At 68.4% G+C, this 21308-nt stretch carries 21 protein-coding genes; 20 read left to right on the top strand and 1 reads right to left on the bottom strand.

Translation table 11 applies throughout. From position 1 onward, the window contains the following. The first annotated feature begins 5 nt into the window (after positions 1-5). The 10 genes from flgE (at position 6) to KY49_RS21375 (ending at position 11926) form a co-directional block, all read left to right on the top strand. Entirely contained in the window at positions 6-1244 is a 1239-nt protein-coding gene (gene flgE / locus KY49_RS21420; protein ID WP_042586509.1) for a flagellar hook protein FlgE, read from the top strand. 20 nt (positions 1245-1264) lie between these two features. Further along, positions 1265-2023 (top strand): flagellar basal-body rod protein FlgF, encoded by a 759-nt coding sequence (flgF, locus tag KY49_RS21415; RefSeq protein ID WP_042586508.1) that lies wholly within the window; start codon positions 1265-1267, stop codon positions 2021-2023. A 28-nt stretch (positions 2024-2051) separates the two neighbouring features. Next, on the top strand, positions 2052-2840 hold the full coding sequence (gene flgG / locus KY49_RS21410) for a flagellar basal-body rod protein FlgG (protein WP_010090429.1): 789 nt from the start codon (positions 2052-2054) through the stop codon (positions 2838-2840). Between the two features lie 21 nt (positions 2841-2861). After that, positions 2862-3551, top strand: a complete 690-nt coding sequence (gene flgH / locus KY49_RS21405; protein ID WP_042586507.1) for a flagellar basal body L-ring protein FlgH — start codon at positions 2862-2864, stop codon at positions 3549-3551. After that, the gene (locus tag KY49_RS21400) at positions 3545-4762 is read left to right on the top strand and encodes a flagellar basal body P-ring protein FlgI (RefSeq protein WP_412674031.1); all 1218 of its coding nucleotides are present in this window, start codon (positions 3545-3547) and stop codon (positions 4760-4762) included. The genes flgH and KY49_RS21400 overlap by 7 nt, the downstream gene beginning before the upstream one ends. Next, the gene (gene flgJ, locus KY49_RS21395; RefSeq protein ID WP_042586505.1) at positions 4763-5755 is read left to right on the top strand and encodes a flagellar assembly peptidoglycan hydrolase FlgJ; all 993 of its coding nucleotides are present in this window, start codon (positions 4763-4765) and stop codon (positions 5753-5755) included. Between the two features lie 221 nt (positions 5756-5976). Beyond that, positions 5977-6732: a flagellar brake protein gene (locus tag KY49_RS21390; protein WP_042586504.1), complete on the top strand. Its 756-nt coding sequence runs from the start codon at positions 5977-5979 to the stop codon at positions 6730-6732. A 163-nt stretch (positions 6733-6895) separates the two neighbouring features. Further along, entirely contained in the window at positions 6896-8881 is a 1986-nt protein-coding gene (flgK, locus tag KY49_RS21385; RefSeq protein WP_042586503.1) for a flagellar hook-associated protein FlgK, read from the top strand. Positions 8882-8903: 22 nt separating this feature from the next. Continuing rightward, a complete protein-coding gene (gene flgL, locus KY49_RS21380) occupies positions 8904-10145 on the top strand; it encodes a flagellar hook-associated protein FlgL (RefSeq protein ID WP_042586502.1) in 1242 nt (413 codons plus the stop codon). A gap of 473 nt (positions 10146-10618) precedes the next feature. Continuing rightward, on the top strand, positions 10619-11926 hold the full coding sequence (locus KY49_RS21375; RefSeq protein ID WP_042586501.1) for a solute carrier family 23 protein: 1308 nt from the start codon (positions 10619-10621) through the stop codon (positions 11924-11926). Positions 11927-12014: 88 nt separating this feature from the next. Here KY49_RS21375 and KY49_RS21370 read toward each other — a convergent pair whose 3' ends face one another. Next, positions 12015-12899 carry a transcriptional regulator GcvA gene (locus tag KY49_RS21370; protein ID WP_042586500.1) on the bottom strand — a complete coding sequence of 295 codons (885 nt, stop codon included), beginning with the start codon at positions 12897-12899 and terminating at the stop codon, positions 12015-12017. A 96-nt stretch (positions 12900-12995) separates the two neighbouring features. Here KY49_RS21370 and KY49_RS21365 point away from each other — a divergent pair, with 96 nt between their 5' ends. From KY49_RS21365 to KY49_RS21320, 10 genes are all read left to right on the top strand, one after another. Next, complete coding sequence (locus KY49_RS21365; protein ID WP_042586499.1) at positions 12996-13643, top strand: chromate transporter; 648 nt, start codon at positions 12996-12998, stop codon at positions 13641-13643. After that, positions 13640-14167: a chromate transporter gene (locus KY49_RS21360; protein WP_042586498.1), complete on the top strand. Its 528-nt coding sequence runs from the start codon at positions 13640-13642 to the stop codon at positions 14165-14167. The genes KY49_RS21365 and KY49_RS21360 overlap by 4 nt, the downstream gene beginning before the upstream one ends. 106 nt (positions 14168-14273) lie before the next feature. Next, the gene (locus KY49_RS21355) at positions 14274-14615 is read left to right on the top strand and encodes a zinc ribbon domain-containing protein YjdM (protein ID WP_042586497.1); all 342 of its coding nucleotides are present in this window, start codon (positions 14274-14276) and stop codon (positions 14613-14615) included. Positions 14616-14647: 32 nt separating this feature from the next. Then, the gene (locus KY49_RS21350) at positions 14648-15343 is read left to right on the top strand and encodes a YoaK family protein (protein ID WP_042586496.1); all 696 of its coding nucleotides are present in this window, start codon (positions 14648-14650) and stop codon (positions 15341-15343) included. A gap of 412 nt (positions 15344-15755) precedes the next feature. Next, positions 15756-16877 carry a porin gene (locus KY49_RS21345; protein WP_042586495.1) on the top strand — a complete coding sequence of 374 codons (1122 nt, stop codon included), beginning with the start codon at positions 15756-15758 and terminating at the stop codon, positions 16875-16877. 296 nt (positions 16878-17173) lie between these two features. Beyond that, positions 17174-17401 carry a hypothetical protein gene (locus KY49_RS21340; protein WP_042586494.1) on the top strand — a complete coding sequence of 76 codons (228 nt, stop codon included), beginning with the start codon at positions 17174-17176 and terminating at the stop codon, positions 17399-17401. 233 nt (positions 17402-17634) lie between these two features. Further along, on the top strand, positions 17635-18990 hold the full coding sequence (gor, locus tag KY49_RS21335) for a glutathione-disulfide reductase (protein WP_042586493.1): 1356 nt from the start codon (positions 17635-17637) through the stop codon (positions 18988-18990). Between the two features lie 476 nt (positions 18991-19466). Continuing rightward, a complete protein-coding gene (locus KY49_RS21330; protein ID WP_042586492.1) occupies positions 19467-20144 on the top strand; it encodes a CsgG/HfaB family protein in 678 nt (225 codons plus the stop codon). 48 nt (positions 20145-20192) lie between these two features. After that, on the top strand, positions 20193-20609 hold the full coding sequence (locus KY49_RS21325; RefSeq protein ID WP_042586491.1) for a DUF4810 domain-containing protein: 417 nt from the start codon (positions 20193-20195) through the stop codon (positions 20607-20609). 10 nt (positions 20610-20619) lie between these two features. Further along, complete coding sequence (locus tag KY49_RS21320; protein ID WP_042586490.1) at positions 20620-21294, top strand: DUF799 domain-containing protein; 675 nt, start codon at positions 20620-20622, stop codon at positions 21292-21294. Positions 21295-21308 lie beyond the last annotated feature (14 nt).

Raw genomic sequence — 21308 nt, 5'->3', positions numbered from 1 at the left:
CCGAAATGGGTTATCAACAGGGTTTGAGCGGCCTCTCGGGTGCGTCGAACGCGCTCGACGTGATCGGCAACAACATCGCGAACGCGAACACGGTCGGCTTCAAGTCGAGCACCGCGCAGTTCGCCGACATGTACGCGAACTCGGTCGCGACGTCGGTCAACACCCAGATCGGCATCGGCACGCGGATCTCGTCGGTGCAGCAGAGCTTCGGCCAGGGCACGATCAACACGACGAACAACGCGCTCGACGTCGCGATCAACGGCAACGGCTTCTTCCAGATGTCGAACAACGGCGTGGTCACGTATTCGCGCGACGGCACGTTCCAGCGTGACAAGAACGGCTTCATCGTCGACTCGCAGGGCCGCAACCTGATGGGCTACAACGCGACCGCGGGCGGCGTGATCAACACCGCGGCGACCGTGCCGCTGCAGGCACCGACCGCCAACCTCGCGCCGACCGCGACGACCAAGATCACCGGCCAGTTCAACCTGAACTCGCAGGACGCGGTGCCGGCCACGACGCCGTTCTCCGCGACGGACAGCACGTCGTACAACTACTCGACGTCGATCCAGGTGTACGACACGCTCGGCGGCGCGCAGCAGGTCGACATGTATTTCGTGAAGAGCGCGACGGCCGGCCAGTGGGAAGCCTACGCGGGCGTCAAGGGACAGACGCCGACCGACCTCGGCACGGTGGCGTTCAACACGTCGGGCCAGATCGCGAGCACGACGCCCGTCGCACCCGTCACCGGCACGACCGGCAAGTTCCAGTTCACGATCCCGGCCACCGGCGGCTCCGCGACGCCGCAGCCGCTGACGCTCGACCTGACCGGCACGACCCAGTACGGCGGCAAGGACGGCGTGAACAACCTCGCGCAGGACGGCTACGCGAGCGGCACGCTGACGACCTTCACGATCGGCGCGGACGGCAAGCTGACCGGCAACTACTCGAACGGCCAGACGCAGACGCTCGGCCTGATCGCGCTCGCGAACTTCAACAACCCGAACGGCCTCACGAACCTCGGCGGCAACCAGTACGCCGAGAGCTCCGCGTCGGGCGTGCCGCAGATTTCCGCGCCGGGCAGCACGAACCACGGCGTGCTGCAGGGCAGCGCGCTGGAAAACTCGAACGTCGACCTGACGGCCCAACTCGTCAACCTGATCACCGCGCAGCGCAACTACCAGGCGAACGCGCAGACGATCAAGACGCAGCAGGCCGTCGACCAGGCGGTCATCAACCTCTGACGCGCGGATAACGGGCAGCCATGGACCGACTGATATACACGGCGATGACGGGCGCGTCGCAGGCGCTCGACCAGCAGGCGATCGTCGCGAACAATCTGGCGAACGCGTCGACGACCGGCTTTCGCGCGCAGCTCGCGACCTTTCGCGCGGTGCCGATGAATTTCGGCGACGGCAGCACGATCGACCCGACGACGACGCGCACCTACGTGCTGTCGTCGACGCCCGGCTCGGACTTCGCGCCGGGGCCGATCTCGCGCACCGGCAATCCGCTCGACGTCGCGGTGCAGGGCGCCGGCTGGCTGTCCGTGCAGCTGGCCGACGGCAGCGAGGCGTACACGCGCGACGGCAACCTGCACGTCAACCAGGACGGCCAGCTCGTCAACGCGAGCAACCTGCCGGTGGTCGGCAACGGCGGCCCGATCTCGGTGCCGCCGAATGCCGAGGTGACGATCGGCAAGGACGGCACGGTGTCCGCGCTGATGCCGGGCGACCCGCCGACCGCGGTCGCGATGATCGACCGGATGAAGCTCGTCAATCCCGATCCGGCGACGATCACGCGCGGCAACGACGGCCTGTTCCGCACCGCCGACGGCAACCCGGCGGACGCCGACCCGAACGTCGTCGTCGTGGCGAATTCGCTCGAAGGCAGCAACGTGAACCCGGTGAACGCGATGGTCGCGATGATCGACAACGCGCGTGCGTTCCAGCTGCAGTCGAAGATGATCCAGACCGCCGACCAGAACGAGCAGTCGGCGAACCAGCTGCTCAATTTCAGCTGACGCCAGCCAACGAAGGAGTCAATTCAAAGTGAACCGTTCGCTCTACATCGCCGCTACCGGCATGAACGCGCAGCAAGCGCAGATGGACGTGATCTCGAACAACCTCGCGAACGTCAGCACCAACGGCTACAAGGGCTCGCGCGCGGTGTTCGAGGACCTGCTGTACCAGACGATCCGCCAGCCCGGCGCGAACTCGACGCAGCAGACCGAGCTGCCGTCGGGCCTGCAGCTCGGCACCGGCGTGCAGCAGGTCGCGACCGAGCGCCTGTACACGCAGGGCAGCCTGCAGCAGACCGGCAACTCGAAGGATCTCGCGATCGATGGCGCGGGCTTCTTCCAGGTGCTGATGCCGGACGGCACGAACGCGTACACGCGCGACGGCTCGTTCCAGACCAACGCGCAGGGCCAGCTCGTCACGTCGAGCGGCTACCAGGTCCTGCCGGCGATCACCGTGCCGCAGAACGCGACGGCGCTGACGATCGGCAAGGACGGCGTGGTGTCGGTCAAGCAGGCGGGCTCGAACAACGCGGTGCAGATCGGCTCGATCCAGATCGCGACCTTCATCAACCCGGCCGGCCTCGAGGCGAAGGGCGAGAACCTGTTCGCCGAGACCACGTCGTCGGGCGCGCCGAACGTGTCGCAGCCGGGCCTGAACGGCGCGGGCTCGCTCAACCAGGGCTATGTCGAAGCGTCGAACGTGAACGTCGTGCAGGAGCTCGTCAACATGATCCAGACGCAGCGCGCGTACGAGATCAACAGCAAGGCCGTGACGACTTCCGACCAGATGCTGCAGAACGTCACGCAGATGAAGAGCTAACCGGAATCACTCGTCGCCGCAATGAAGCAGGTTCGTCACTTCCCGTTCGCCACCGCCCGCGCCGCCTGCGTGCTCGCGGCGGCGGCGCTCGCGGGCTGCGCGCAGATTCCCCGCGAGCCGATCATCCAGCAGCCGATGTCGGCGCAGCCGCCGATTCCGCCGTCGATGCAGGCGCCCGGCTCGATCTACAACCCGGGCTATGCGGGCCGACCGCTGTTCGAGGATCAGCGCCCGCGCAACGTCGGCGACATCCTGACGATCGTGATCGCCGAGAACATCAACGCGACGAAGTCGTCCGGCGCGAACACCAACCGCGCGGGCAACACCAACTTCGACGTGCCGACCGCCGGCTTCCTCGGCGGGCTGTTCAACAAGGCGAACCTGTCGGCGACGGGCGGCAACAAGTTCACCGCGACCGGCGGCGCGAGCGCGGCGAACACGTTCAACGGCACGATCACGGTGACCGTGACCAACGTGCTGCCGAACGGCAACCTGATCGTCAGCGGCGAGAAGCAGATGCTGATCAACCAGGGCAACGAGTTCGTGCGCTTCTCGGGCGTCGTGAACCCGAACACGATCTCCGGCGCGAACTCGGTCTTCTCGACCCAGGTCGCCGACGCGAAGATCGAATACTCGGCGAAGGGCTACATCAACGAAGCCGAGACGATGGGCTGGCTGCAGCGCTTCTTCCTCAACCTTGCGCCGTGGTGATGACGATGCGTACCTTGCTCGCGCGCGTGATGCGCCATCTCGCCCGCTCGAACCGCTTGAACCGATTGAACCGGCTGGCCGCCGCGCGCTGCGCGCTCGCCGCCTGCTGCGTGCTGGCGCTCTTGCCGGCGGCCGCGCACGCCGAACGCCTGAAGGATCTCGCGCAGATCCAGGGCGTGCGCGACAACCCGCTGATCGGCTACGGCCTCGTCGTCGGCCTCGACGGCACCGGCGACCAGACGATGCAGACGCCGTTCACGACGCAGACGCTCGCGAACATGCTCGCGAACCTCGGCATCTCGATCAACAACGGCTCGGCCAACGGCGGCGGCTCGTCGCTGTCGAACATGCAGCTGAAGAACGTCGCGGCGGTGATGGTCACCGCGACGCTGCCGCCGTTCGCGCGGCCGGGCGAGGCGCTCGACGTCACCGTGTCGTCGCTCGGCAACGCGAAGAGCCTGCGCGGCGGCACGCTGCTGCTCACGCCGCTCAAGGGCGCGGACGGGCAGGTGTACGCGCTCGCGCAGGGCAACATGGCGGTGGGCGGCGCGGGCGCGAGCGCGAACGGCAGCCGCGTGCAGGTGAACCAGCTCGCGTCGGGCCGCATCGCCGGCGGCGCGATCGTCGAGCGCTCGGTGCCGAACGCGGTCGCGCAGATGAACGGGATGCTGCAACTGCAGTTGAACGACATGGATTACGGCACCGCGCAGCGCATCGTGTCGGCGATCAACGGCAGCTTCGGGCCGAACACCGCGACCGCGCTCGACGGCCGCACGATCCAGCTCGCGGCGCCGGCCGATTCGGCGCAGCAGGTCGCGTTCATGGCGCGCCTGCAGAACCTCGACGTGAGCCCGGACAAGGCCGCCGCGAAGGTGATCCTCAACGCGCGCACGGGCTCGATCGTGATGAACCAGATGGTCACGCTGCAAAGCTGCGCGGTCGCGCACGGCAACCTGTCGGTGGTCGTCAACACGCAGCCGGTCGTGTCGCAGCCGGGGCCGTTCTCGAACGGGCAGACGGTCGCCGCGCAGCAGTCGCAGATCCAGCTGAAGCAGGACAACGGCGCGCTGAAGATGGTGACGGCGGGCGCGAACCTCGCCGACGTCGTGAAGGCGCTCAACTCGCTGGGCGCCACGCCCGCGGACCTGATGTCGATCCTGCAGGCGATGAAGGCGGCCGGGGCGCTGCGCGCAGATCTGGAGATCATCTAAATGGCGAATTCCGCGAACTTCTCCAACGCGAACGACCTGTCGCAGCGCTTCGCGCTCGACGTGCAGGGCTTCGACGCGCTGCGCGCGCAGGTCAAGCAGTCGCCGCAGGCCGGCATGAAGCTCGTCGCGGGCCAGTTCGATGCGATGTTCACGCAGATGATGCTCAAGAGCATGCGCGACGCGACGCCCGACGGCGGGCTGTTCGACTCGAGCACGTCGAAGATGTACACGTCGATGCTCGACCAGCAGCTCGCGCAGCACATGTCGTCGCGCGGGATCGGCGTGGCCGACGCGCTGATGAAGCAGCTGATGCGCAACGCGAACCTCGGCGCGGGCGCGGCCGGGTCGGCCGACGCCGGCGCGGCCGGGCTCGGGATGGCCGGCTCGGGCATCGCCGGCAACGAGGGCGGCATGGCCGCGATGAACGCGATGGCGCGCGCCTACGCGAGCGCGGCCGGCAACAACGGCGCGCTGGCGAGCGGGCGCGGCTATTCGGCGGGCAGCGCGCTGACGCCGCCGGTGAAGGGCGCGGGCGGCTCGCCCGACGCCGACGCATTCGTCGATCGGCTCGCCGGCCCGGCGCAGGCGGCGAGCGCGACGACCGGCGTGCCGGCGCGCTTCATCGTCGGCCAGGCCGCGCTCGAATCGGGCTGGGGCAAGCGCGAGATCCGCGCGGCCGACGGCTCGACGAGCTACAACGTGTTCGGCATCAAGGCGACCAAGGGCTGGACCGGCCGCACGGTGTCGGCGCTGACGACCGAATACGTGAACGGCGAGCCGCGCCGCGTCGTCGCGAAGTTCCGCGCGTACGACTCCTACGAGCACGCGATGACCGACTACGCGAACCTGCTGAAGAACAATCCGCGCTACGCGGGCGTGCTGAGCGCGAGCCGCAGCGTCGAGGGCTTCGCGCACGGGATGCAGAAGGCCGGCTACGCGACCGACCCGAACTACGCGAAGAAGCTCATCTCGATCATGCAGCAGATCGGCTGACCGGGCCGCCGCCGTCCCCCTTGCCGGCTCCTGTTTTCGGACCGCGCCCGGCCCCGCCGCGCGCGGTTTTGAACGTTTGCGCGAAAAAAATCGGAAAATCGATCTAAACTTTCGGGCAGCACTGCCGCTAAGTGTGAGAGACCTGCGACCGGGCCAGCAATCTGGCCCGGTTTTTTGCGCACCGGTTCCCGGGCGCTCATGACAAGAAAGACCGGCAAGCCATGAATATCGAACTGTCGATGGACCCGAGCCAGGACGCGGGGCACTCCGGGCCCGACTACGCCCGCCGCAATCCGCTGGAAATCGGCGTGCAGCTGCGCAACCTCGTGAACCGCGGCGATTTCCTGACCGTCGAGTACCCGGGCGGCCAGCTCGTCACCCGGCTGCTCGAGGTCGACGTCGGCGCGCGCACCTTCACGTTCGACTGGGGCGCGCTCGCCGAGCAGAACAGCGGCATCCTCGCCGCGGCGCACTGCAGGTTCTCGGCCGCGCCGGAGGGCGTGCGCGTCGAGTTCGGCACCGGCGCGCCGCGCGAGACCCGCTACGAGGGGCTGCCCGCGTTCGAGGCCGACTTTCCCGACGTGCTGTACTGCATCCAGCGGCGCGAATATTTCCGGGTCGACGCGCCGATCATCGATCCGTACCTGTGCCGCGGCAAGCTGCCGGACGGCGAGAGCTTCCTGTTCGAGGTGCACAACCTGTCGCTCGGCGGGGTCGGGCTGCGCACGGCCGACGAGCGCGTCGCGGCGCTCGAGCTCGGCACGGTGCTGCCCGACGTCGAGCTGGAGCTGAACGGGCACGGCAAGCTGTCGCTCGACCTGCAGCTCGTGTCGCAGCGCTCGACCGAGGTGCCGAACGGCACGCGGCGCTACCAGCTCGGCTTTCGCTTCATGTCGCTGCCGGGCAGCGCCGAGAACACGCTGCAGCGCCTGATCACCCAGCTCGAGATGAAGCGCCGCCAGCTCGCGCGCGCCTGACGTCGTTCGTCGCGCCCGCCGGTCGGCGGGGCGCGCCCCGGCCGGCCGCTGCGATTGCGCACGGCGGCCCGCATTTTCCCCTCAATTTTTTCGATCCGCGGCCGTTATACCGGGAGTCACGCAACCCGGCGGCCGCAGCGCGGCCGACCCTTCAGGATCGCGCATGTCCAATACACTCATGAACCTCGGTATCAGCGGCCTGAACGCCGCCATCTGGGGCCTGACGACGACCAGCAACAACATCGCCAACTCGGCGACGCCCGGCTACACGATCGAGCGTCCGGTCTACGCGGAGGCGAGCGGCCAGTACACCGGCAGCGGCTACCTGCCGCAGGGCGTGAACACCGTCACCGTCCAGCGCCAGTACAGCCAGTACCTGAGCGACCAGCTGAACAATGCGCAGACCCAGGGCGGCGCGCTGTCGACCTGGAATACGCTCGTCGCGCAGCTGAACAACTACGTCGGCAGCCCGACGGCCGGGATCTCGACCGCGATCACCAACTACTTCACCGGGCTGCAGAACGTCGCGAACAAGGCGGCCGACACGTCGGTGCGGCAGACCGCGATGAGCAACGCGCAGGTGCTGGCCGACCAGCTGAAGGCGGCCGGCGCGCAATACGACGCGCTGCGCCAGAGCGTGAACACGCAGCTGTCCGCCACCGTCGCGCAGATCAATACGTATACGACGCAGATCGCGCAGCTGAACCAGCAGATCGCGACGGCGGGCAGCCAGGGGCAGCCGCCGAACCAGCTGATGGACCAGCGCGACCAGGCGGTGTCGAACCTGTCGAGCCTCGCGGGCATCCAGGTCGTGCGCAACGACCAGGGCTACAGCGTGTTCATGGCCGGCGGCCAGCCGCTCGTCGTCGCCGACAAGAGCTACACGCTCGCGGCCGTCACGTCGTCGTCGGACCCGAGCGAGCTGTCCGTCGTGTCGCAGGGCATCGCCGGCGCGAACCCGCCGGGACCGAACCAGGCGCTGCCGGATGCGTCGCTGTCGGGCGGCACGCTCGGCGGCCTGCTCGCGTTCCGCCGCCAGACGCTCGACCCCGCGCAGGCGCAGCTCGGCGCGATCGCGACCAGCTTCGCCGCGCAGGTCAACGCGCAGAACGCGCTCGGCGTCGACCTGTCGGGCAATCCCGGCGGCAACCTGTTCTCGACCGGCAGCCCGACGGTGTACGCGAACCAGGCGAACACCGGCAACGCGACGCTCAACGTGTCGTTCGCGAACCCTTCGCAGCCGACGACGAGCGACTACTCGCTGTCGTACGACGGCGCCAAGTACACGCTGACGGACCGCGCGAACGGCTCGGTGGTCGGCACGTCGACGTCGATGCCGGGCTCGATCGGCGGGCTGAACTTCTCGTTCTCGTCCGGCACGATGAACGCCGGCGATTCGTTCACGGTGCTGCCGACGCGCGGCGCGCTCGGCGGGTTCTCGCTCGCGACCGCGAACGGCTCGGCGATCGCGGCGGCGTCGCCGGTCGCCGTGTCGGCGTCGGGGACCAACACGGGCACCGGCAAGATCACGCAAGGCGCGGTGACCGCCGGCTATCAGATTCCGGCCGGCGGCACGACGCTGACTTACGACGCGACGACCAACACGCTGTCCGGCTTCCCCGCCGGCACGACGGTGACGATCGCGGGCTCGCCGCCGACCACGGTGCCGATCGCCGGCCCGACGACGACGGTGCCGTACAACCCGGCGACGGGCGCGACGATGACGATGACGGGCGCCGCGCCTGGCGCGATCAACGGCGTGACGATCACGCTGTCGGGCACGCCGAGCACCGGCGACACCTTCAAGATTGGCCCGTACTCGGGCGGCACCAGCGACGGCAGCAACGCGCTCGCGCTCGCGCAGCTCGTGACCGCGAAGACGCTCGGCGGCGGCACGACGACGCTGACCGGCGCGTATGCGAACTACGTGAACGGGATCGGCAACACCGCGAGCCAGTTGAAGTCGTCGAGCGCCGCGCAGACCGCGCTCGTCGGCCAGATCACGAAGGCGCAGCAGGAAGTGTCGGGCGTGAACCAGAACGAGGAAGCGGCCAACCTGATGCAGTACCAGCAGCTCTACCAGGCGAACGCGAAGGTGATCCAGACGGCGTCGACGCTGTTCCAGACCGTGCTTGGCCTGTTCAACTGACCGGATTTCGAGGATTGAAGCGATGCGAATTTCCAGCGCCCAGTTTTTTCAGCTGAACGTCGCCACGATGAACGACCAGCAGGCGCAGCTCGCGCAGCTGTACCAGCAGCTGTCAAGCGGCGTGAGCCTCACGACGCCCGCGGACAACCCGGTCGGCGCCGCGCAGGCGGTGCAGCTGTCGATGACGTCGGCGACGCTGTCGCAGTACACGAGCAACCAGAGCGCGGCGCTGGCGTCGTTGCAGGCCGAGGACCAGGCGCTGTCGAGCGTCAACAACGTGCTGACCAACATCCAGTCGACGCTGGTGCGCGCGGGCGACGGCTCGCTGTCCGACAGCGACCGCTCGGCGCTCGCGACGCAGGTCCAGAGCGCGCGCGACCAGCTGCTGACGATCGCGAACTCGGACGACGGAGCGGGCAACTACCTGTTCGCCGGCTTCAAGAACGGCAGCCAGCCGTTCACGAACAAGGCGGGCGGCGGCGTGAATTACGTCGGGGACACCGGCACGCGCAACGTGCAGATCGCCGATTCCCGCAGCCTGTCGCAGGGCGACAACGGCGCCGCCGTGTTCATGTCGGTGCCGACGTTCGGCAGCCAGCCGGTGCCGGCCGGGAGCGCGTCGAACACCGGCACGGGCACGATCAGCCCCGTCACCGTGACGAGCCCGTCGGCCGCGACCAACAACCACCAGTTCGCGATCGCGTTCAGCGGCCCCGCCGGCGCGCTGACCTACACCGTGACCGACAACACGGTTGTGCCGCCGTCGACGACGGCCGCGCAGCCGTACACGGCCGGCGCGCCGATCGCGCTCGGCGGCGGCATGACGGTCGCGGTGTCCGGCACGCCCGCGAACAACGATTCGTTCACGGTATCGCCCGCGCCGCAGGCCCCCGGCGGCGCCGACGTGTTTTCGACGCTCGATGCGATCGTCGCCGCGCTGAAGACGCCTTCCGTCAACAACCCGGTCGCCATGGCGACGCTCAAGAACGCGATGACGGCCGGCGCGACGAAGCTCGGCAACACGATGCGCAACGTCACGACGATCCAGGCGGACGTCGGCGGCCGCGAGCAGGAAATCAAGGCGATGCAGGCGGTCACGCAGACCAACTCGCTGCAGGTTTCCAGCAATCTCGCGGACCTGACGAGCACCAACATCGTGTCGACGATCAGCCAGTTCACGCAGCTGCAGAACGCGCTGACCGGCGCGCAGAAGGCTTTCGTGCAAATGCAGAACCTGTCGCTGTTCCAGTACATCAATCCGTAATGCAGCCCGCGCCGGACGCGATGCGAGCGCACGCTCGCATCGCGCGGCGCGGCGTCCCGCGTCAGCTGGACAGGAAAAGGCGTGCCGGCGCGCGTTCGGCCATGAAAGCGGTGCTCGTTGGAATCGTCTGATTGGTTGCCCGACCAGTCCATTCCTTCGGGCGCCGCTTTTCTTTTGGGCGCCGCCTTCACGCTCATCTGCAAGGACCCAAAAAAAGGCCGTTCGGGCGGGAAGCGCGAACGGCCAACGGAGAGTGCAGGACACTGCCGCGCCTGGTGCACGGCAGTGCTGCTACTTTAGGGAGCCTGGCCGCCGCCGTGAATGGGACGAGTCAGATTTTGCAGTGGCGAATTGGCTCGAACGCCGTCGTCCGGCCGCTTGCCAGCACCACCCCCGCTCCGTACACTTCGCGCCAGATTCCAGACCGGCGCATCCCCCGCAGCCGGCGACCGACAAGACAGGAGCGTGTCCCGATGTCCGATTCCTATTTCCCGCGCTGGCGGGTGCAACCGCCCGGCGCGGCCGCGCGCGTCGTCGGCCTCGACGAACGCCTGTCGTGGCCGCAGATGATCGCGATGGGCGTGCAGCACGTCGTCGCGATGTTCGGCTCGACCGTGCTCGCGCCGCTCCTGATGGGTTTTGACCCGAACCTGTGCATCTTCATGTCCGGCGTCGGCACGCTGCTGTTCTTCGCGCTGGTCGGCGGCCGGGTGCCGAGCTACCTCGGCTCGAGCTTCGCGTTCATCGGCCTCGTGATCGCGGTGACGGGCTACGGCGGCAGCGGCCCGAACCCGAACATCCCGGTCGCGCTCGGCGGCATCATCGCGTGCGGCGTCGTGTACGTCGCGCTCGGCGCGATCGTGTCGGCGGTCGGCACGCGCTGGATCGAGGCGCTGATGCCGCCCGTCGTCACGGGCGCGATCGTCGCGGTGATCGGCCTGAATCTCGCGCCGATCGCGGTGAAGGGCGTGTCCGCGTCGACCTTCGATTCGGCGATGGCGCTCGTCACCGTGCTGTCGGTCGGCGGCGTCGCGGTGTTCGCGCGGGGGATGATGCAGCGCCTCTTGATCCTCGTCGGGCTCATGATCGCCTACGCGATCTACGCGGTCGCGACCAACGGGATGGGCCTCGGCAAGCCGATCGACTTCTCGATCGTCGCGCATGCCGCGTGGTTCGGCATCCCGACCTTTCATGCGCCGGCGTTCGATCCGCACGCGATGCTGATGCTCGCGCCGATCGCGGTGATCCTCGTCGCGGAGAACCTCGGCCACATCAAGGCCGTGAGCGCGATGACGGGCCAGAACCTCGACCGCTACGTCGGCCGCGCGTTCATCGGCGACGGGCTCGCGACGATCGTGTCGGGCAGCGTCGGCGGCACGGGCGTGACCACCTACGCGGAGAACATCGGCGTGATGGCCGTCACGCGCATCTACTCGACGCTCGTGTTCGTCGTGGCCGCGCTGATCGCGATCGGGCTCGGCTTCTCGCCGAAGTTCGGCGCGGTGATCCAGACGATTCCGGGCCCGGTGCTCGGCGGCGTGTCGATCGTCGTGTTCGGGCTGATCGCGGTGACGGGCGCGCGCATCTGGGTCGTCAACAAGGTCGATTTCTCCGACAACCGCAACCTGATCGTCGCGGCCGTCACGGTGGTGCTCGGCGCGGGCGACTTCTCGCTGAAGTTCGGCGGCTTCGCGCTCGGCGGGATCGGCACCGCGACGTTCGGCGCGATCCTCCTCTACGCGATCCTGCGCAAGGAAAAGGAGCCGGGGCCGGTGGTCTGACGCCCGGCGCTTGCCCGTCATGGACGGGGACGAATCACGGCGCGGGCGGCGCCGCGCCGCCTGCCGCTTCACTCCATTTCACCCCATGTCACGCGCCGGCGTTCGCCTGCGCTTCCAGCCACGCGCAGAACTGCGCGACGACCGGCTCGCCGGCGTGCTCGCGCGGCGTGATCCACCAATAGCTGCGCGTCGCGATGCGCGGGCCGGAGAGCGGCATCACGAGCCGGCCGCTCGCGAGCTCGTCGTCGATCAGCGGCAGCGGGCCGAGCGCGACGCCGAGCCCGTCGACCGCCGCCTGCAGCGCCAGGTAGAAATGGTCGAACGACTGCCGCTTGCGGCCCTTCATCGTCGCGCCGGCGGCCGCGAACCAGTCGCGCCAGCCTTCCGGGCGCGTATCCGAATGCAGCAGCACGTGCCGCGCCAGGTCGTCGGCGCGCGCGATCGGCAGGCGCTTCGCCAGCGCGGGGCTGCAGACCGGGATCACGCTTTCGTCGAGAAAGCGGCCGCTCGCGCAGTTCGGCCAGTGGCCCGGGCCGCGGCGGATCGCGACGTCGAAGCCGTCGAGCATGTCGAGCGGCGCGTTCGACGTCGACAGCTTCAGCTCCACGTTCGGCACGTCGCGCTGGAAGCGCGACAGGCGCGGCAGCAGCCATTTCATCGCGAAGGTCGGCAGCGCGTTGATGCGCAGCACGCGCGCGGCGCCGGTGCGCCGCAGCCGCTCGGTCGCGAGCGCGATGCTGTCGAACGCGGCGCGCACGGTGTCCAGGTACTGGCGGCCTTCGTCGGTGAGCTTCACGCGCTTGCCGATGCGGTGGAACACCGGCCGGCCGAGCCACGCCTCGAACCCGGCGATCTGCCGGCTGATGGCACCATGAGTCACATGCAGCTCGTCGCCGGCGGCGCTGAAGCTTTCGTGTCGTGCCGCGGCTTCAAAGGCCCGAAGCGCGGAAAAGGGTGGGAGGTCGCGTGCCATGCTTGTGATTCTAGATCACAAGCGAGCGCCGATAAAATCGTTTTGCGGGCGGGCCGCGCGGCGGTAATCTCGACTTGTCGTTTATCGAGGACTCCCATGCAATCCGTTTCCCCGCTGCCCGCCGGCGCGCCGCGCGACGTTGGCCTCGCCGAGCTGTTCACCGGCTTCCTGTCCCTCGGCCTCATGTCGTTCGGCGGCGCGCTGCCGTTCGCGCGCCGCACGATCGTCGAGGAGCGCAAGTGGCTCTCCGCCGACGAGTTCACCGATCTGCTCGGCCTGTGCCAGTTCCTGCCCGGCGGCAACGTGATCAACCTGTCGGTCGCGGTCGGGATGCGCTTTCGCGGCGTGCCGGGCGCGTTCGCCGGCATATTCGGGCTGATCGCGGGGCCGACGCTCGTCGTCGTCGCGCTCGGCGTGCTGTATGCGAAAACCGCGAACGAGCCGGCCGTCCGGCACCTGTTCGCCGGGTTGTCGGCCGCCGCGGCCGGCCTGCTCGCGGCGATGGCGGTGAAGGCCGCGAAGCCGCTGCGGCATGCGCGCGCGGCGGCGGGCATCGCGGCGCTGGCGTTCGTCGCGATCGCGGTGCTGCGCATTCCGCTGCTGACGACGATGCTGGTGCTGACGCCGCTCAGCGTGTGGCTCGCCGCGCGGCGCGGTGCCGCATCGGCCGCGGCACCGGCCGCCGCGCCCGCTGCGCCGCACGACGCGCAGCAGCGCGGCCCGCATGACGGAGGCGCGCGATGAACGACACGCTGCTCGCGCTCGCGACCATCTTCACGCAACTGTCGCTGCTCGCGTTCGGCGGCGGCAATACGATCCTGCCGGAGATGCAGCGGCAGGTCGTCGACGTGCACCACTGGATGAGCGCGCCCGAGTTCACCGCGCTGTTCGCGCTCGCGCAGGCGGCGCCGGGGCCGAACATGATGATCGTGTCGCTCGTCGGCTGGCACGTGGCCGGCTGGCCGGGGCTGCTCGTTGCGACGCTCGCGAAGTTCGGGCCGTCGTCGGTGGTCACGGTGCTCGCGCTGCATGCGTGGGAGCGCTTCCGCAACCGGCCGTGGCGGCGCTACGTGCAGCAGGGCATGGTGCCCGTCACGGCGGGGCTCGTCGTCGCGAGCGCGGTGCTGATCGCCGACGCGTCGAACCATACGGCCGTGCAGTGGGGCATCACCGCCGCGTGTGCGGTGCTCGCTTACCGCACGCGCATCCATCCGCTGTGGCTGCTCGCGGCCGGCGCGCTGATCGGGCTGACGGGCTTCGGGCAGTGAGCGCCCCGGCCTGCAGGCGACATTCGGCTCCGCATTGAGACAGACAGGGTAGGGCCGCGCAACGGGCCGGTATACTGCCGGCTTTCAATCAGCAGGACCCAGCATCATGTCGACGATTCCCGCCTGTCCGCAATGCGCGATGGAAAACACCTACCCCGACGGCGAGCTCTTCATTTGCCCCGACTGCGGCCACGAGTGGTCGAGCGCCGCACCGGCGGCGACCGATGACGACGCGGCGCGCGTCATTCGCGACGCGAACGGCAACGTGCTGGCCGACGGCGATTCGGTCGTGCTGATCAAGGACCTGAAGCTGAAGGGCTCGTCGGTCACGCTGAAGATGGGCACGAAGGTGAAGAGCATCCGCCTCGTCGACGGCGATCACGAGGTCGACTGCAAGGTCGACGGAATGAGCGTGATGCTCAAGGCCTGCTATCTGAAGAAGAATTGAGCCTCCCCGCGCGCCACGCAACTGGACGATCGATGGATCTCGACGGCGCCAGCCGCAATCTGACGGTCGCCGCGCTGCTGACGCTGTCCGGCGGCTATCTCGACGCGTACACGTACGTCGGCCACGGCCACGTGTTCGCGAACACGATGACGGGCAACGTCGCGCTGCTCGGCATCAACCTGTCGGCCGGCGAGTGGGCCGCGGCGCTGCACCACGTGCCGCCGCTCGTCGGCTTCGTGATCGCCGTGTTCGTCGCGCACCTGCTCGGGCTCGCCGCGCAGCGCGGCTGGATGCGGCACACCGCGTTCGCGAGCCTGGTCGTCGAGATCGCGTTTCTCGGCATCGCCGCGAGCGGCGTCGTCGGCGCGTCGAGCGCGTGGCTGATTCCCGGCATCTCGTTCGTCGCGACGCTGCAGACGCTGTCGTTCACGCACCTCGAGGCGCTGTCGTACACGTCCGTGATGACGACCGGCAACCTGCGGCGCGCCGCGCAGAAGCTGTTCGTCGGGCTGATTCCGCGCTACGACGCCGGTGCGCTGCATGATTCGGCGCTGCTCGCGACGATCAGCTTCTGCTTTCTCGCGGGCGCCGTGGCCGGCGGCCTCGTCACGCGGCTCGTGCCGGACGTCGCGCTGTGGGGCGCGGTGCTGCTGCTCGCGGGCGCGTTCGCCGAAATCGTGCGGCGCGCGTGGCGGCGCGCCGACGCGGGCGCCGGCGCGGCCGGCTGACGGCGCCGCGCGGGCGGGGCCGTGCTGCGGCGCGGCATCCGGTGCCGGAGTGGAACCGGTCCGCGCCCGTCACGTCGCCGCGTCATTGGCTTGCCGTCTCGTTCGCCGTGTCGCGGCCTGTCTGCTGCGCTGCGTCAATCGCATTCCCGCTCGCTCCCATCGATCTCCCCGCCGACTGCCCGAATCGTGACGGATTCCTGCGGAATGGCCGGCCCGTCGCGCAAGCCCCGCGCGCCGGGGCGTTGTGCGCTGACGACAATCGAACCGTTACCACGCATTTCAATTTCTTTCGCGATTCGGACTCATCTTATGATTCTCGCCACGTCGCGCGCGCCAAGAGCGCGCGCGACCGTCACCCGGCTGCGCACGCGGCCGGCAATGTACGGAGACACCAACAAATAAGGGATCGCTCATGAAGCAGACCACCAGACTCGCAGCACTCGCAGGGGGCGCCGCGCTGGCCTTCGCCAGCCAATACGCGGCAGCACAAAGTTCGGTCACGCTGTGGGGCGTCGCCGACGTCAGCGTCCGCTACCTGACCAACGCGAACGCCAAGAACGACGGCCTGCTGTCGATGACGAACGGCGCGATCACGAACAGCCGCTTCGGCATCTACGGCACGGAAGACCTCGGCGGCGGAATGAAGGCGCTGTTCAAGCTCGAGAGCGGCGTGAACCTGCAGAACGGCGCGTTCGCGGATAGTGGTCGCATCTTCAACCGTGCCGCGTACGTCGGCCTGTCGAGCCCGTACGGCACCGTGACCCTCGGCCGCCAGAAGACGCCGCTGTTCGACCTGCTGTCGGACACCTACGATCCGCTGACCGTCGGTAACTACCTCGAGAACGCGTGGCTGCCGGTCGCGCTCGGCGGCGGGCTGTACGCGGACAACCAGATCAAGTACACGGGCACGTTCAGCGGCCTGACCGCGACCGCGATGTACTCGACCGGCATCAACTATAAGGACAACTCGGCGACCGGCTTCTCCGGCCAGATCCCCGGCTCGCTCGGCAAGGGCAATGCGTGGGGCTTCTCGCTGTCGTACGTGATGGGCCCGCTCAGCATCGCGGCCGGCGCGCAGCAGAACAGCAACAACTCGGCGCGCAAGCAGACGATCTATCACGCGAACGTCGTCTACGCGTTCAGCAAGGTGAAGGTCTACGCGGGCTACCTGCGTTCGAAGGACGACACGGGCTTCGTCGACGGCCTGCTCGCGCAGCAGAATATTACGGTCGCGCAAGGCACGGGCCGGATCGACGACGGTCCGTTCGCGGGCGTGAGCTGGCAGGTCAGCGCGCCGCTGACGCTGACGGGCGCGTTCTACTACGACCACATGCGCAACGCGATGACCGCGAACGGCACGCTCGCGAGCGGCAACCGCTACGCGATCGTCGGCATCGCCGAGTACGCGCTGAGCAAGCGCACGGAAGTCTACGGCACGGTCGACTTCAACAAGACGAACGGCGCGGCCAACGTCCAGCTGCCGGGCCGCAGCAACCAGACCGGCATCGCGATCGGCCTGCGCAATATTTTCTGACGAATCGCCTGCGCCGGATCAACGTCCGGCTCGCGACGAAGAGATCCCTGCGGGGGTCTCTTTTTTTTCGTCCGCACGAAGCGCCCGACGCACCCGACTCGCGACCCGTAAGCCGTTCGTCGGCATTCCGGAACAGTCTTTTACAGTGCGCGCGCAGGCGTTCCGCTAAGCTGCATGCATCGCTCGCCGCCTGCCGGCGCGCTCGGTAAATTGTGTATCCGGTGATGACAAACGCTGTCAGCCGGATTTTTTTCGTGGAACGATGCGCTTCACGAGTTTCCTGAAAGGAGAAGGCGATGGGTATCCTGAACACCGTTGGCGAAATCGCGGGCGCCGTGGCAGCCGTCGAGGCGGCCGAGAAAGTCGATCCGGATGCGGGTCTCCTGACCAAGGCGGCGGCGGCCGTCGCGGGCTTCAAGGGCGCGGAAGCGCTCGAAGGCATGCTCGAGAAGAAGGAAGAGAAGCCCGAGCAAGCGGCAGACGACACGCAGGCGACCGACGGCGGCGACACGTCGCAGGCATGAGCATGGCGGCCGGCTCGGCCGCGCCGGCGCAAGCCGCGCGGACGGGCGAGCCGGCGTCGCGCAGCCGGCGGGCCGGGCATGCGGTCGATCGGTGACGCATGGCGAACCCGGCAGCCGGATTGATCGGCGAGAGGCAAGGTCTCTCGCCGTTTTTTTATGCGCGGGCGCCGCGCGCCGCAGGAAAACCGGAATCTTGCTATCGTGCCGTCATCCGAACTCGATGAGGGCATGCGATGGAATTCGACTACGACCTGTTCGTGATCGGCGCCGGCTCGGGCGGCGTCAGGCTGGCGCGGATGTCGGCGCAATACGGCGCGCGCGTGGGCATTGCGGAAGAAGAGCAGATCGGCGGCACCTGCGTGCTGCGCGGCTGCATTCCGAAGAAGCTGCTCGTCTACGCATCGCATTACCCGCATGAAGTCGAGGACGCGCAGGGCTTCGGCTGGACCTTCGGCGCCGGCACGCTCGACTGGCCCGCGCTGATCGCCGCGAAGGATCGCGAGATCAACCGGCTGAGCGGCATCTACGTGAACCTGCTGCGGCAGTCCGGCGTCGAGATGCACGCGGCGCGCGCGACGCTCGTCGATGCGCACACGGTCGCGCTCGGCGAGCGCCGCGTCACCGCGCGCCACATCGCGATCGCGACGGGTTCGCGCCCGTCGCTGCCGCCGCTGCCCGGCATCGAGCATGCGATCACGTCGCGCGAGGCGCTGTCGCTCGCGACGCTGCCGGCGCGCGTCGCGGTGGTCGGCGGCGGCTACATCGCGGTCGAGTTCGCGGGCATCTTCAACGGGCTCGGCAGCCGCGTCGACCTGTTCTATCGCGGCGCGCAGATCCTGCGCGGCTTCGACGACGACGTCCGGCAGTTCCTCGCCGACGAAATGACGAAGCAGGGCGTGACGATCCACACCGGCGCGCAGGTGGACGCGATCGAGCGCGCGGACGACGGCACGCTCGCGGTGCGCGTCGGCGGCGCGCACCACGGGCCGTACGACGCGGTGCTCTACGCGACCGGCCGCGTGCCGAACGTCGAGCGCCTCGGGCTCGAGCAGGCGGGCGTCGCGCTCGATGCGCGCGGCGCGATCGCGGTCGATGCGTATTCGGCGACGTCGGTCGCGTCGATCCACGCGATCGGCGACGTGACGTCGCGGCCGCAGCTTACGCCGGTCGCGACGCGCGACGCCGGCCTGCTCGCGCTGACGCTGTTCGGCGGGCGGCGCGTCGCGGCCGATCACGAATGGGTGCCGTCGGCGGTGTTCAGCCAGCCCGAGGTCGCGACGGTCGGCCTCACCGAGGCGCGCGCGCGGGACGTGCACGGCGCGCTCGACGTCTACCGCACGTCGTTCAAGGCGCTGCGCCACACGCTGTCCGGGCGCGACGAGCGCACCCTGATGAAGCTCGTCGTCGCGCGCGACAGCCAGCGCGTGGTCGGCGCGCACATGGTCGGCCGCGACGCGGGCGAGATCATCCAGGGCATCGCGATCGCGATCCGCGCGGGCGCGACGAAGGCGCAGTTCGACGACACGATCGGCATCCACCCGACCGCGGCCGAGGAATTCGTCACGATGCGGCAGAAGGCGGCGGACTGACCGGCGGCGCGCGCCGGTGCTCGATCCGTGCGCGCCGCGACTGCACGGCCCCTACAGAATGCGACCCGGCTGCCGATATAACGAGCAGCAAGGTTCCGAACGACGGCTTTCGATTCACGATGGAGCGTATTCGACAACGCGTTTGGTACCATCCGCCAAAAAACCAAATACGGGGCCGACCATGCGCGATCAACAGCGCAGCATTCAGAACAACGGGGTAACCACGCCGCGCGCGAATCGTGACGATTGCGCCGCCTGCCCGCCATTCGCCGTGACGCATCCGTCACGCGCGCATCCGCATTCATTTCCCGCATAGCGCCCAAGGCGACGCCTGCCGCGTTGCGTGACGCCCGTCGCGTCGAGCGACGCATCGGCGCGCGCGTGCGCGCGTGTGCGTCGCCGCCGCGTTGAAGTCCGGCTCGCCTGCGAGCCGGCGCGCCCGTCACGGGCATTCTTTCCACGCAAGGAGATCAGCAGTGAACATCCAGACACGACGCAACGTCCTCGTCGCCGCGGCGCTCGTCGCGGCGCTGACCGGCTGCGCGACCGAATCGTCGCGCACGCTCGACGTGCCGGCCGTCAGCAGCGCGCAGCGCCCGTACTCGGGCAAGCCGGTCGCGATCGCGGTCGGCAAGTTCGACAACCGGTCGAGCTACATGCGCGGCATCTTCTCGGACGGTATCGACCGCCTCGGCGGCCAGGCGAAGACGATCCTCGTCACGCGCCTGCAGCAGAGCCGCCGCTTCAACGTGCTCGATCGCGAGAACCTCGAGGAGATCAAGCAGGAAGCGGGCTTCATGAAGAAGGCGCAGGCGGTGAAGGGCGCGAACTACGTGGTGACGGGCGACGTGACCGAATTCGGCCGCAAGGAAGTCGGCGATCACCAGCTGTTCGGCATCCTGGGCAACGGCAAGACGCAGGTCGCGTACGCGAAGGTCAACCTGAACATCGTCGACACGACGACGTCGGAAGTGATCGCATCGAGCCAGGGCGCGGGCGAATTCAGCCTGTCCAACCGCGAAATCATCGGCTTCGGCGGCACCGCGAGCTACGACTCGACGCTCAACGGCAAGGTGCTCGACCTCGCGATCCAGGAGGCCGTCAACCATCTCGTCGACCAGGTCGACGCCGGCGCGCTGAAGCCGGCGAAGTAAGCATCACGGCTTCACCGATTCACCACATCAACCAGAAGAGAAACGACCATGAAACGGGGTATCTGGCTGCCGGCAACGGCCGCCGCATTGCTGCTCGCGGGCTGCGCGGCGCCGACCACGCCGCCGCTCTATCAATGGAACGGCTACCAGCCGCAGGTGTACGAGTACTTCAAGGGCAAGACGTCGCCGCAGCAGCAGATCGACGCGCTCGAAAAGGCGCTGCAGCAGATCCGCGCAAAGGGCAACACGCCGCCGCCGGGCTTCCATGCGCATCTCGGGATGCTGTACGCGAGCATCGGCAGCGAACAGCAGGCCGAACAGGAACTGCAGGCGGAGAAACAGCTGTTTCCGGAATCGTCGCCGTTCATGGACTTCCTGATGAAGCACAAGCCGGCGGCGAAGAAGCCGGCCGAGCAGAAAACGGCCGAGCAGAAACCGGCCGATCAGAACACCGCCAAACAGTGACGCACCTGCCATGTTCAAGACCATTTCATTCAAGCTGCTGTCCGTGCTGTCGATCGTCGCGCTGCTGAGCGCCTGCGCGCAGCCGGTGAAGCACGCCGACTACACGGCGTTCAAGAAGAGCCAGCCGCGCTCGATCCTCGTGCTGCCGCCGGTCAACGAAACCAGCGACGTCGCGGCGACCTACGGGATGCTGTCGCAGATGACGCTGCCGCTCGCCGAGGCCGGCTATTACGTGGTGCCGGTCGCGGTGATGGACGAGGCCTTCAAGCAGAACGGCCTGACCAACGCCGCCGAGATCCAGGACGTGCCGCCGGCCAAGCTGCGCGAAATCTTCGGCGCGGATGCCGTGCTGTATTCGAAGGTCTCGAAGTACGGCTCGGTGTACCAGGTCATCGACAGCACGACGGTGGTGACCGCGTCGGCCAAGCTCGTCGACCTGAAAACGGGCGACGTGCTGTGGCAGGGGAAAGGCAGCGCGAGCGGCAAGGAACTCGGCAACAACGTGAACGTCGGCGGGTTCGGGATCGTCGGCATGCTCGTGCAGGCCGCCGTCAAGCAGATCGCGCATTCGCTGACCGACGAGGCCCACGACGTGGCCGCGCTGACCAGCAATCGCCTGTTGTCGGCCGGCCCGCCGACCGGGCTGCTGTACGGCCCGCGTTCGCGCAAGTACGGCACCGACTGACGGGCTGCCCTACG

Origin of the sequence: Burkholderia sp. MSHR3999, assembly GCF_000833595.1 — a bacterium.
Taxonomy (GTDB): Bacteria; Pseudomonadota; Gammaproteobacteria; order Burkholderiales; family Burkholderiaceae; genus Burkholderia; species Burkholderia ubonensis.
Note: the sequence above shows the minus strand (reverse complement) of the source record. Positions and strands in the feature narration are given on the sequence as shown.